This is a genomic window from Pedobacter sp. HMWF019 (assembly GCF_003061025.1).
In the GTDB taxonomy this organism is placed as follows: Bacteria; Bacteroidota; Bacteroidia; order Sphingobacteriales; family Sphingobacteriaceae; genus Pedobacter.
Window position 1 is genome coordinate 7,586 of sequence record NZ_QAIL01000191.1, and the last position, 12,698, is coordinate 20,283.

The 12,698-nt window shown below is 42.8% G+C and carries 13 protein-coding genes; 8 read left to right on the plus strand and 5 right to left on the minus strand.

From position 1 onward, the window contains the following. Positions 1-105 precede the first annotated feature (105 nt). Entirely contained in the window at positions 106-1,353 is a 1,248-nt protein-coding gene (gene fabF / locus DBR11_RS11905) for a beta-ketoacyl-ACP synthase II (RefSeq protein WP_108552891.1), read from the plus strand. 459 nt (positions 1,354-1,812) lie between these two features. On the opposite strand, the gene DBR11_RS11915 is transcribed toward fabF, so the two are convergent. Beyond that, on the minus strand, positions 1,813-2,235 hold the full coding sequence (locus tag DBR11_RS11915) for an SH3 domain-containing protein (RefSeq protein ID WP_108552895.1): 423 nt from the start codon (positions 2,233-2,235) through the stop codon (positions 1,813-1,815). An 8-nt stretch (positions 2,236-2,243) separates the two neighbouring features. After that, positions 2,244-2,708, minus strand: a complete 465-nt coding sequence (locus DBR11_RS11920; RefSeq protein WP_108552898.1) for a BON domain-containing protein — start codon at positions 2,706-2,708, stop codon at positions 2,244-2,246. A gap of 193 nt (positions 2,709-2,901) precedes the next feature. Between DBR11_RS11920 and DBR11_RS11925 the strand changes: the two genes are divergently transcribed. Then, positions 2,902-4,089, plus strand: a complete 1,188-nt coding sequence (locus DBR11_RS11925; RefSeq protein WP_158275272.1) for an ankyrin repeat domain-containing protein — start codon at positions 2,902-2,904, stop codon at positions 4,087-4,089. 1 nt (position 4,090) lies between these two features. Continuing rightward, positions 4,091-5,437: an ankyrin repeat domain-containing protein gene (locus DBR11_RS11930; RefSeq protein ID WP_108552902.1), complete on the plus strand. Its 1,347-nt coding sequence runs from the start codon at positions 4,091-4,093 to the stop codon at positions 5,435-5,437. Positions 5,438-5,450: 13 nt separating this feature from the next. On the opposite strand, the gene DBR11_RS11935 is transcribed toward DBR11_RS11930, so the two are convergent. Further along, on the minus strand, positions 5,451-6,002 hold the full coding sequence (locus tag DBR11_RS11935) for an acyl-CoA thioesterase (RefSeq protein ID WP_108552903.1): 552 nt from the start codon (positions 6,000-6,002) through the stop codon (positions 5,451-5,453). A 104-nt stretch (positions 6,003-6,106) separates the two neighbouring features. Between DBR11_RS11935 and DBR11_RS11940 the strand changes: the two genes are divergently transcribed. After that, positions 6,107-7,207, plus strand: coding sequence for a hypothetical protein (locus DBR11_RS11940; RefSeq protein WP_108552904.1), 1,101 nt, complete (start codon positions 6,107-6,109; stop codon positions 7,205-7,207). A 1-nt stretch (position 7,208) separates the two neighbouring features. Here the strand turns inward: DBR11_RS11940 and DBR11_RS11945 are convergent, their stop codons facing one another. After that, positions 7,209-7,709, minus strand: a complete 501-nt coding sequence (locus DBR11_RS11945; RefSeq protein WP_108552905.1) for a GNAT family N-acetyltransferase — start codon at positions 7,707-7,709, stop codon at positions 7,209-7,211. Between the two features lie 108 nt (positions 7,710-7,817). On the opposite strand from DBR11_RS11945, the gene DBR11_RS11950 reads away from it, so the two are divergent. The 4 genes from DBR11_RS11950 to DBR11_RS11965 are packed head-to-tail and all read left to right on the plus strand — an operon-like array spanning position 7,818 to position 11,326. Next, positions 7,818-8,633 carry a HipA family kinase gene (locus tag DBR11_RS11950; protein ID WP_108552906.1) on the plus strand — a complete coding sequence of 272 codons (816 nt, stop codon included), beginning with the start codon at positions 7,818-7,820 and terminating at the stop codon, positions 8,631-8,633. Further along, positions 8,611-8,994 (plus strand): DUF3037 domain-containing protein, encoded by a 384-nt coding sequence (locus DBR11_RS11955; RefSeq protein ID WP_108552907.1) that lies wholly within the window; start codon positions 8,611-8,613, stop codon positions 8,992-8,994. Before DBR11_RS11950 ends, DBR11_RS11955 begins: the two co-directional genes overlap by 23 nt. A 9-nt stretch (positions 8,995-9,003) precedes the next feature. Continuing rightward, positions 9,004-10,911 carry an AAA domain-containing protein gene (locus DBR11_RS11960; RefSeq protein WP_108552908.1) on the plus strand — a complete coding sequence of 636 codons (1,908 nt, stop codon included), beginning with the start codon at positions 9,004-9,006 and terminating at the stop codon, positions 10,909-10,911. A 43-nt stretch (positions 10,912-10,954) separates the two neighbouring features. Beyond that, entirely contained in the window at positions 10,955-11,326 is a 372-nt protein-coding gene (locus DBR11_RS11965; RefSeq protein WP_108552909.1) for a DUF1304 domain-containing protein, read from the plus strand. 251 nt (positions 11,327-11,577) lie between these two features. Here the strand turns inward: DBR11_RS11965 and DBR11_RS11970 are convergent. Then, positions 11,578-12,698, minus strand: a 1,121-nt coding sequence (locus tag DBR11_RS11970; RefSeq protein WP_108552911.1) for an inositol-3-phosphate synthase, incomplete at its 5' end; no start/stop codon positions are given.

Genomic DNA, 12,698 nt, shown 5'->3' on the forward strand with positions numbered 1-12,698 from the left:
GGGGCAGTCAGATTTCATATCATCCAGTTTAAACTACTTGCAAATATAAAGCAGTTATTTATATTTGCAACAGCTTGCTAAGTGCAAGTAGTTAAAACTTGTAAAATGAAAAGAGTAGTTATAACAGGAATGGGCGCGCTTACGCCGGTAGGAAATGATATTCAAACTTTTTGGAACAGTCTTATCCAGGGAAAGAGCGGTGCAGACCGCATCACCAGGTTTAATCCCGCCGCATTTCGTACACAGATTGCCGCAGAGCTGAAAGACTTTGACGCCTCACTTTTCCTCGATAGAAATGAAATCAAGCGAACTGATCCTTTCACCCAGTATGCACTTGTTGCTGCCGGACAGGCTATTAAAGATTCGGGATTGGATTTTTCTGCGATGAACCCTTATGATACAGGGGTGATCTGGGGTTCAGGTCAGGGTGGGATGCTAACATTTGAAGAACAGGTTACAGAATATACAGAAAACAATTTTGTGCCCAGGTTCAGCCCCTTTTTTGTTCCTAAACTTATAGCCAATATGGCATCTGGAATGATCTCTATAAAGTATGGTTTAATGGGCATCAATTATACCACGGTTTCGGCTTGCTCTACGTCAAATACAGCCATCATGGATGCTTTCAATTACATCAGATGGGGAAAAGCAAAAGTGATCGTTACCGGAGGTTCTGAAGCGCCAATTACACAGGCTTCAGTTGGAGGTTTTTGTGCAATGAAAGCAATGACTACACAAAATGATACCCCTGAAACTGCTTGCAGACCTTTTGATGCAGGGAGAGATGGGTTCTTAATGGGTGAAGGAGCCGGTGCTTTAGTTCTTGAGGAATACGAGCATGCCATTGCCAGAAATGCAACCATCTATGCCGAGCTTGCAGGAGCGGCTATGACAGCCGATGCTTATCACATGACCGCAACTCATCCCGAAGGAGAAGGCGCAGCTACTGCTATGCGTTTTGCGCTGGAAGATGCAGGTTTAAATATAGAAGATGTCGATTATCTAAACGCCCATGCCACTTCAACTCCTGTTGGAGATATGAGTGAATTAAAGGCTATAACAAAGCTATTTAAGGATCAGACAGATCATTTACATATCAGTGCTACAAAGTCTATGACAGGTCATTTGCTTGGCGCAGCAGGCGCTATAGAGGCCATAGCTTGTATCCAGGCTATACGACATTCAATCGTTCCTCCAACAATCAATTTGACGGATCCGGACCCGGCAATTCCTTCCAATCTGAATATTGTTAAGGTAAATGCAATGGAGAAGAATATAGATGTAGCTATGAGTAATACTTTTGGCTTTGGCGGGCATAACGGTATCGTCGTGTTCAAGAAGTTCCAGGGTTAAACTATATTCGGGTTTTATGGAAAAATCAAGATGCTCTTCGAGGACTGGACTCCTTGCCCCGCTGCGCTCTTGTGGCAAGGCGCCCTGAGGTCCTCTCTGAGCAATCTTAATTTTTTCGAGGTGTTTATGTTTTTATTTGTTCTCAAGAACTCGCAAGCTCGGTTTTTCGGGCGCAAACCGATATGAAGTATAACAAGCATGGAACCTGTATATTGATGTCGTTATAACCAAATATGGAGTATAACAGTGCTGTTCCGCTATTTTTACAACATTCCGGCTAGGCGTGAAATCCAGAAATAAATTTGGTGTCTGTAAAGAGGCATTGGCTGGTTTGGCCCCTTTTCGGGGGCTTAGCAGGCGCAGCCTCGAAACAGATACCAAATTTATTTCAATACAGCACCAACAAAAAAAATCCGGACGTAAGTCCGGATCTATTATTAGCATAATTAAACAAAGAAACTAAGCCTGCGGCTCCAGGTACTGCGCATAGCAGTATCCTTCTTCGCCGTCATTTGTACGGACCAGCCACCATAAATCGTTACTTCTGTTAACCAGGGTAATCACTTCACCATGAGCTGCTTTTCCTACAATTGGCTGATCTGTTCCTGGGCCTTTGCGGATATTCAAATTGGAACTTTCTGTAACCACTTTTGCATGAGTTACAGCAGCGTCAACAGCCACATTCACGTTGAGGACCAGATCGCCAGAAGCAAAATTTGGGTCAATCTGATTGTAGATATCCCATAGGTTATCCTTGGTTGCGCCATCTGGAGCTGTACCATCTACATACAATACACCATCCTGCTCACGTACGGCAAGATCGGTTATCCCAGCAGCCGAGGCCGCATCCGTTAATTGTTTATATTTATCTTGTAAAGCCATGATGCGTACTATTTAATCGTTAATTTGTTGTCAATTTTTTTAGGCTTAAGCGCAGACAGATGTTGCATTAAAGTGATTAAAGAAGCTTTCTTAAGCGCTCCGGTTAAGGTCACTACGCCGTCTTTAACATCTGCTTTTACCGTTGGGAAGTCTTTTATTGCATCAGCAACATTCTTTTGAAGAACCGTATCCTCTGCAATCACAACAGGTGCAACAGCAGGCTTAACAGTTAAATCGTTTGTGACAGATTTAACCCCTTTTTCAGCCTTGGCAACTTGTTCAGCGGTGGTCTTTGCTGAATCGTCAGCCACCTCGCCAGTTAAAGTAACAGCACCTTTAGTTACGGCAACCGTAATTCCACTTGCCTCTTTAGCCTGAACAGCCGCCTGAATATCTGCATCCTTTGGCCCGCAACTCGCCAGAAACAGGGTTGCGGCCATAACCGCACTCATCATTAATTTAGTTGTTTTCATCTTTTGATATTAAGTTAATTGTAAGAGTAAGTTGTATTAATAAGCAAAAGTAGAGGAGAAATGTTTTAGCGATTTCCCAATTTATGATCAAAATCAGAGATGACGAATGATTTAATAGGAGAACATGTATTCTGGCCGAAAAAAAATAGCCGGGAGACATACGATGGCAAGATATTTGAACCGAAAATGGTCTATGAATGAACAATCATCTCTCTTGCAAGCCCTGAGATCGGGCGATGTAGAAGCGGCCAAACAACTATTAAATAGTGGGGAACGCTTACCTAAAAACCTCCAATCCTATGAATGGAGCGCTATTTTTGATAAAATTAAGGACCGTAAAGCCTTTGATATCCTGGATCAGCTGATCGAAGACGGTACCATTGAAACTGACCTTTACGAATACGATTCTTTTAAAAAAAGCATCTTTGACCACATCATCCGTTTCCCTACAGACCAAGCCTCCCTCGACTATTTTAGTACTTTAATTGGTAAATTTCAAAGCCTGAACAGTGATCTTCAGGACCAGACCTTGCTGGGCTATGCGCTGGAAGAAGCTGCGGATATTGCACTCATAAAACGCCTGGTAGAAGCGGGCTGCGATATCAATTACAAGAACAATGCAGAAGAGAACTTTATCTACCAGGTGGTAAATAATGGTGCCCTGAGTGTTAGGAATACGGAAAAAGGCGTAGAATATCTGAAATTTTTAATTGGCGAGGGCCTGGAGGTAGATACAGCGAATATTGTAGGAACCACGCCACTTCACCTGGTCATTGACAGGAACAGAAAGGAATACCTGGATGTGCTGCTGGAAAATGGAGCCAATCCAAATGCACAAGATAAGAAAGGCAGAACGCCATTTTATAACGTGGTAGTGGATCAGTTTAACCTCGCTTCCTATGATAAACTTGCCAGTTATGATAGCCCCGCATTTGAACTTCGTGCACAAGAGGAAGGTACAATGCTGGCCAAGTATGTGAGCAGATTAGACAGAGCTTCAGAAACTGAGATCAAATTGCTGGAACGCCTGATACAGGATGGAGCAGACGTTTATCATACCTCTGAGCACTATGGAAAAGAGAAATCAGCTTTAGACTGGGCGGCAGAAAAAAATGCAGAGATATTGAAAATATTGGTAGAAGATGGAAATATAGACATCAACCAGCAAGATAATGAAGGAAACACCCTGCTGCATAAAGTTTGCGCTCATGAATTGTACCGCGATAACGAAAAGGCCAAGGAGACTTACCGTAAGGTAAAGCTATTGCTTTCAAAAGGTGCCGATATTCATATCCAGAATGATAAAGACCAGACCGCACTCACGCTGGCTTCTCAGGACAATACCAAATCAAAAACCGTAGAACTCTTATTACAGAACTAATATGTCGATGTCATTTATCCTGGCTTGCGAAAGCGGAAATAGAAAAATAGCAGAAATCCTCCTGGCCAATAAAGAAGCAGATTTTAACTATACAGATGAAAGAGGGCGTACAGCATTACATTATGCGGCGCACAGGGGCTATCTGGACCTGGTTAAAATACTGGTTGGCGAGGGCGCCGATCTGAATTATGAAGATCATGAAGGTGAAACTCCACTCTACTTTGCCTGCCTGCAAAAACAAAAGCAGACGGCGTTGTATCTGTTGGAAAACGGGGCAAATATCAAGATCAACGATAAACAAGGGAATAGCCTTTTGCATCTGACCGCATTGTCCGGGCAGGTAGAAGTGATGGAAAAGTTGCTGAAAGAAGGTATTGAAATTGACCTGGAGAACAACGCCGCAGAAACCGCTCTTCTGCTGGCTTCTGGCTGCAGAAATAAAGAAGTTGTGCAGTTGCTTCTGCAGCAGGGGGCAAATATCAATACTACCAATAAGCATGGAGAAAGCCCGTTGCTGTTTGCAGTGAGATCTAAGAATCTGCCTATGGTCGAACTATTGCTGCAAAACGGAGCCAATCTGGATCACCTTAACCATGCCGGTGAAAGTGCCCTGTTAATTGCCTGCTATGAAACCAACAGAGTCATTACTAAATTATTAATAGATAAGGGGGCAGATATCTTTGTCACATCCAAGAATGGGGTATCCCCGGTTTGGTACGCCTGTGCAAACAACCAGAAGGAAATCGTTGACCTGTTTCTGGAAAATGGTCTGGATGCCAACCACAGTAAACCGGTTTCTGATCAGACAGATTCCATGAATTCTTATCTGGATTGGGTAGAATCGGCCGCTGGACTCTCTTCAGACAGTAATTTTAACTTAACAGGTTCTTACAGTTCAGGTGGGGAGAGCTTGTTGCATGTAGCCGTTAAAAATGGCCATTTGAGCATGGCTAAATTGCTTGTGGAGCAAGGCGCAAACATCAATATTCAAGATGAGTCTGGAAATACACCATTACATTATGCCGCTGCAAACGGTAAAAAGGATGTTGTGAAATACCTGCTCGAAAACCAGGCTGATATTTCTGTCGTCAATGTAAAAGAACAAAAGGCAATTGATTATTCCAATATCAAAGGTTTTAACGAGATCACAGAACTGATCCTCAAATTTAGTCCGCAGGGAACGGCCGTTAAGCCTGTCGAACCGGTATTGGCAGCATCACAAGCAGTTCCGGAAAATGACATGGCAGCAAAAAAGAAAGCCCTGCTCGATTTAAAAGAGCTGCTGGATGCCGGAATCCTTTCACAGGAAGAATTTGATGCCGAAAAAGGTAAAATATTAAAAGGATAACAGGAGATCGGAATCAGCTGCGTTTTATGATGCACCGCTCATTTTTGAGCAGTTCGATGGACTCAGCGATTTCGAACTCCGTTTTCATTCTCTTTTCTTCCTGGCGGAGATATTTCTTCAGTTCCTTTTTATGGTAGGCTTGAAAAAAGCGTCTGATGTCGTCGTCCGATTTAAGGATCAGGCCAGGTACCTGGAGCGGCTTATGGTCCTCATCCATGGCTACCATAGTAAAGTAACTGGTATTGGTATGTTTTACCTCATTGGTCTTTACGTTTTCTGAGATCACTCTAATACCAACCACCAGGGAGGTTTTACTTACATAGTTTACGGAAGCCATCAGGGAGATCAGTTCGCCTACTTCAACCGGTGCAAGAAAATCAATGGCATCTACAGATGCAGTTACGCAATAGGCTCCGGCATGTTTTGCTGCACATACATAAGCTACTTTATCCATCAGACCCATGATAATTCCACCATGGATTTTGCCCCCAAAATTGGCGTATGAAGGAATCATCAATTCTGTTAAGGTGGTGTGCGAATCTGAAATGCTTTTATAGTTTTCCATATATGATCTGTTGCCGGAAAGTTATAAAAGAAAAATAAAAACAGGAAGTGATCTTTCTGTTTTAATACAGAAATGACTAAATAAATAATCCTCTATATTTGAAAATGCTTAGACCTGATTCAGATACAAGACAAAAAACCGTTATTGTTGGGTTTAACTTGGGCGGGAGCAAAAGAACAGTAGTGCCTTTTGGGGTAGCAGATTTCCATGGAAGAAATGAAAATTCTTGTTTTACTTTTGAGTATAGCCTGGAAAGGCCTGTAAATGTGGTTCTGCTGGAAATCCGGGATGCCACAGACCAACTCCTATACCAATGTTCTGCTGAATCTGTGCCAATGTTACCAGGTATTTATCAAATTCATTGGGATGGCTTTGACAAGAATGGAATTTACGATAGCCGTAGATTTGACCATCAGTCTTTTTATGCAAAACTGACGGTTATAAAAGATGATGCGGTTGAGTCTGAAGTCTTGAAATTCGGTACACGTTATAAGGAGGTAAGCTGGATAGATGTCAAAATCAACAGACCAATCCGCACAATTCAAGCGATATTAAGAACAGCTTTTGAAGATCTGGGCACCATGGGAGAGGTCAAAGTGCCAACGAAAACCTATGAAGATTTACTGGTTATGGCCATAGAGGGCATGAAACAATATTGGAGCAGGAGCCACCATCATCCTGAAGGTAAAAGTGTACATATGCCTGATGGTGAGGGATATGAGTTTTATCTGGAAGTAGAGAACAGCACAAACAAATCGATTCCTTCTCCTGGAATTGTTTACAACAGTCAAGGCAGGTTGCGCAGGTCAAGAAACTGGGAATTGTCCAGGATCCTTTATTATAATACAGGTGCACTCAAAGTAAAAGGGAAATGGCTGGTGTTAAAAGAGAATTATGCTGCAGCTGATTTCAAACATACCGCTGCCCATGAAATAGGCCATGAGATCTTACTGGCCTATGGAGGGCATCGGTATTCTAAAGCACATAAAGGGAGTTCTACGATTGTAACACAGGCTGTGAAAGGAAACTTCCTGTATCCTCAAACCGGAGAAATAGACCTGATGATCTACTATGGAGAAGATGAAGACCACCCTTATCCACCAGATTATAATAAACGGTCGGTTGCCTCAGAAAAAGATGTACTGGGGTTAGTGTGGCTCAGTAAAATTGAATATTTTCTAGTCGCAGGTGACATCATCACCTAGATCACCGTAGATTAACCAAGGAGAACAAGAGTAAAGTTCTGCCTTCTACCTCGAGCTGATGTTCCCGTTTTAATCCAAGTTTTTCTAAGAGACGTATAGAAGGTTCATTATCCGGGGCTACAGTAGCCAGGATTACCGGATACAAAGGGTTTTTGGAAAGCTCTTCTAAAACTGCTTTTACGGCTTCGTAAGCATAGCCCAGATTGCTGAAGTCGGGGTGAAATGCGTAACCAATGTCGTGGTGGTCAAGGTAATCTTTTTTAATAAAGGAAACTACACCTGCCGGTGTGCTGTCTGCTGCTTTTTTAACAACCCAATATTGAATAGTGGGGCTATCTATAGTTCTTTGAACATAAGCCTCCGCATCAGACAGTGTTTTGATGTTCCTGTCTCCAATAAACTTTAGCCAGCCTGGTGTATTGAGTAGAGCGAGGATAAATTCTGAGTCGCCTGGGCTTAGTTTTTCAATCAGCAGCCGTTCCGTTGTAAGGGTATCTGACATCTTTATAAGGAGAATACATTTCTGCTAATCTATTCAAAATATAAATCAATCGATTATAAAGCAGGGAAATTGGTGTTTTTTTTAATAAATCTCCTAATTTTGGCTTAGATGACGGAAGTAAAAAAAGTGGCACATCAGCTGCCGGAGCTTCGCACAGTAAAGGTAATCAGATACGTTACTCCCTTGAGAGAAGGTGGTTCCATGCCTGCTATTGCAGAAGCTGACGATGAGTTTTTATATGTAATTAAATTTCGAGGTGCCGGCCAGGGCGTTCGTGCATTAATTGCCGAACTGATAGGTGGGGAGATTGCCCGAAGTCTGGGGCTGAGGATACCGGAACTGGTATTTGCAGAGCTGGATGAAGCCTTTGGAAGAACAGAAGCAGACGAAGAAATCCAGGACCTGCTCAAATTCAGTGTTGGACTTAACCTGGCCCTGCATTACCTTTCTGGTGCAATTACTTTTGATCCGGTGGTCGATACTGTAGATGCAAAGCTTGCCTCACAGATTGTTTGGCTTGATTGTCTGCTCACCAATATGGACCGTACGGCAAGAAATACCAATATGCTCATGTGGCATAAAGAACTGTGGCTGATTGACCATGGCGCATCGCTATATTTTCACCATTCCTGGCAAAATTGGGAAGAGCAGGCCAAAAAACCATTTGTTCTGATTAAAGATCACGTTTTGCTGCCCCATGCTTCGGAGCTGGAAACGGTAGATGCAGAATTCAAGTCCATACTTAGTCCTGAACTCCTGAAGTCTGTTACAGATCTGATCCCGGTAGAATGGCTGGAAGGAGAAGGTCACTTTCAATCTGCAGAGGAGCACCGGAATGCCTATGCGCAATTCCTGATCTCCCGTGTCAGCCACTCAGACGTATTTGTAAAAGAAGCCCAGCATGCAAGAGAGAGACTTATATGAGTACGCCATCATTCGCGTTGTACCCAGGGTAGAACGGGAGGAGTTTATGAATATAGGCGTTATTCTGTTTTGTGCAAAGCAGCGTTTTCTGGAAGTGGTTTTTCATCTGGACAAGGAACGTTTAGCCGCTTTTTGCCCGCAAACGGATATAAAGGAACTGTACCTGCACCTTAAAGCCCTGCAACGCATTTGCAGTGGTGAAAAAGAGGCTGGGCCAATTGCACAGTTGGATAGGCCTTCCAGATTCAGGTGGCTCACTGCAACCAGAAGTACGGTGATACAGGCATCAAAAGTACATCCTGGCTTTTGTGACGATGCTGCGACAACTTTAGAAAAAATATACCGCACAATGGTGCTTTAATGGAATTAAATGGACTATTTTAAAAGATTACTTGAGCTGCTTCAAACAGAACAGTCAGAGGATCTTAAAATCTATCAGCAACTTACAGAAAGTTCTTCCGTAGCCGAACGCCGGTCTAATGGATTGGTTTGGTACCCTGTGGCCATCAGAGGTTCAGAGATGAGCCGTGGTGACTATCTTACGGTAGAAACAGAACGGACAACACATCAGTATGTTGCCCATCAGTTTCGCTTTGGAATGCCGGCAGTATTATTTTCTAACCACGATCCTAAGAACGATCGTGTGGAGGGGGTGATTGCTTACCAGAGCGGAGACCGCCTGAAACTTACCTTGAAAACCGACGAATTACCAGACTGGGCTTCGGATGGAAAACTCGGGATAGAATTGTTGTTTGACAACAACAGTTATGAAGAGATGAAGGCAGCACTGAAAACTGCAGCAGCAACAGATGAAAAATCACTCAGCTGGCCTATGATTCAGGTACTTTTGGGTGCAAGGCAGGCTACCTTCCATAAAGATGTTAAGACTTTTGCGGGCAAGGGACTAAATCCTTCTCAGCAAAGCGCAGTAAACCAGATCCTAATGGCCAATGAGCTTGCCGTGGTACACGGACCTCCCGGCACGGGTAAAACCACCACACTGGTCCAGGCGATCTGCGGTTTACTTGCGCAGGATCAAAAACAAATCCTTGTGGTTGCGCCAAGTAACACCGCAGTTGATTTGCTGAGCGAAAAACTAGCCGCAGAAGGGTTAAATGTGCTCAGGGTAGGTAACCCGGCAAGGGTTTCAGAGCAACTTCTATCGCTAACGCTTGATCAAAAGATGGCAGCGCATAGAAGTATGAAAGAAGTGCGTGCCCTTAAAAAGCAAGCAGGCGAGTTTAAAAATATGGCCCATAAATACAAAAGAAATTTTGGCAGGGCAGAAAAAGAACAGCGTAAAGCTTTGTTTGATGAGGCCCACAAGATCATGAAAGAAGTGGACCGTACGGAGCAGTATATCATCGACCAACTGCTTTCTGAGGCGCAGGTAATTACCGCTACCCTGGTGGGCGCCAATCATTATACCGTACGTAACCGTCAATACCATACGGTGGTTATTGATGAAGCAGGGCAGGCCCTGGAGCCTGCTTGCTGGATTCCTTTGTTAAAAGCGGAGAAAGTCGTACTAGCCGGAGATCATTGCCAGTTGCCGCCAACCATTAAATCAAATACGGCAGCTAAAGACGGCTTAAGTATGACCTTGCTGGAGAAATCCGTAAAACTACAGCCTGATGCTGTAGTGCTGTTGGAAGAGCAGTACAGGATGAACGAAATGATTATGGGCTATTCTTCATCTGTCTTTTATGATAGCAGGCTAAGAGCAAATTTGGCTGTTGCAAACCACGTTTTGTTTAAAGGAGATAAGCCTTTGGTCTTTATTGATACCGCTGGCTGCAGCTTTGAAGAAAAGGTGGAAGGCACCAGTACGATGAATCCAGATGAGGCTTCTTTTTTGATCCGTCATCTGGAGCAGCTGTTAACCTCAATCCCTTTTGCCGAAAATACGCCCGAATATCCAAGCATCGCGATCATTTCCCCTTATAAACAGCAAGTTCGTGTCTTAAAGGAATTTTTACTCCAGGCACCTGAACTTTTAAAGTATTCGGCCTATATCTCGGTGAATACCATAGATAGTTTTCAGGGTCAGGAAAAAGATATCGTGTACATCAGTTTAACCAGAAGTAATATGGAAGGAACTATAGGGTTTCTTTCTGATACCAGAAGGATGAATGTAGCCATGACCCGGGCCAGGAAGAAACTGATCGTGATTGGAGACAGTGCCACATTGAGCAGGTTTTCCTTTTATTCAGGCTTTATATCTTATGCTGAACAACAGAATGCCTATCATAGTGCATGGGAATTTATAGCGGTATAATTGCTGTTGTTTTTTAAGTATATTAGATTTAAGAAATGCCATTATGAAAGTTATCGCCCTGATCTTAATCGCTGTGGTTGCCCTGGAGCACCTCTATATCCTTTGGCTTGAAATGTTTGCCTGGACAACAAGAGGTAAAAAAGTTTTTAAAGGATCTATGCCAGAAGAAATGTTTGAGAAGACAAAAACACTGGCTGCCAACCAAGGTCTTTACAACGGCTTTCTCGCCGCGGGTCTGATTTGGTCATTGTGTATTCAGGATCCTGTGTGGTTTAAAAATATATCCTTGTTTTTCTTGTCTTGTGTTGGAGTTGCAGGAATATATGGTGGTTTAACCGCTTCAAAATCTATTCTTGTTGTACAGGCACTACCCGCTGTACTTGCTATTCTAGCCGTTTTATTATTTACATCGTAACCGGTAACGGTTCTGGTTCTACAATGGTTTGGTATGAATGCGCCATGAATGCGCCATGAGTGCGCCATGAGTGCGCCTTTTTTCTGCAAAAAGGCGCACTCATGGCGCAGGTATTATCCTGTCAAGGCGCAGTCATTTAAAACCATGACCAAACTCTTTAACTGCTCGTCCACTTGTTGCCAATTCCAGGCCATAAAAAAGGCCTTGTTTAATAAAACAAGGCCTTTTGCTGCATGTGTGTTAGCTGCTTATTATTTTTTTAATTGTTTTTTTGTTGATTCTGTCAATTCACGGTTTGCCAATGCATGGCATTCCATAATTGCATCACTGAACATCATTTGTTGTGGTGGTGTTTTTTGAGTTGAAGCAGAAGGGCCTCTTAACGCGCCTACAAGGCCTAATTCTCTCGCCACATATACATAGCGGATGGCATCAATAACCACACCTGCAGAATTTGGAGAATCTTGTACAGAAAGTTGCGCATCAAAAATAACCGGAGCACCCATAAAGCCTTCCAGTTCCAGACGGAAATTGGCTACTTTATTGTCACCATAGAAAGAGATGTATTCTGATGGACCTGCATGTAAGAAACTGTCGTCAGTAGAAATTCCTCTGATGTCATTTTGTGCCCTGATCACATTTTCTTTGGAGATCTTTTTAGATTTTAACCTGTTTTTGTCTTCCATGTTAAGGAAGTCAGTGTTTCCGCCAACATTTCTCTGGATATGTGCCTTTACATGGTGTCCACGTTCAAAAGCAAGTTCCTGAAGCATTTGAGAAACAATACTTGCTCCAAATTGACTACGCATGTCATCTCCAATAATTGGAATACCTGCATCAATGAACCTTTGTTCCCAAGCTGGATCAGATGCGATAAATACCGGGATACAGTTCACCAGGGAAATTCCAAGTTCAATACAGATTTCTGCATAGAATTCAGTTGCCAGCTGAGATCCAACAGGTAAATAGTTGATCAGTACTTCTACTTTATGATCACGTAAATGACCAATTACTTCGTTTCTTAAAGAATCAACAAAGTTTTTATCATAAGTTACTGAATCGAGTAAAATATCAGAGTTTTTTAATTCATCTTTAATTACAAATCTGTTGGCCTCAGGATAAGAAGCCATTAATGGAGATACACCATCGATAACCGGAGAACGGTAGATAGGTGCTTCTGTTTTGATATCCGCGTTAAGTACGATTGTACAATTTGGTTGAGCAAAAATGGCTTCTTTTAGCGTACGTCCGATTTTTCTTTCATCGATATCGAACCCGCAAACAAATTCTATGTTCCCAGCTGTGTAACCGCCAATGTTATCGGTCATCAGACCTGATTTTTTGTCACTATGTGTGGTATAATATTCTACAC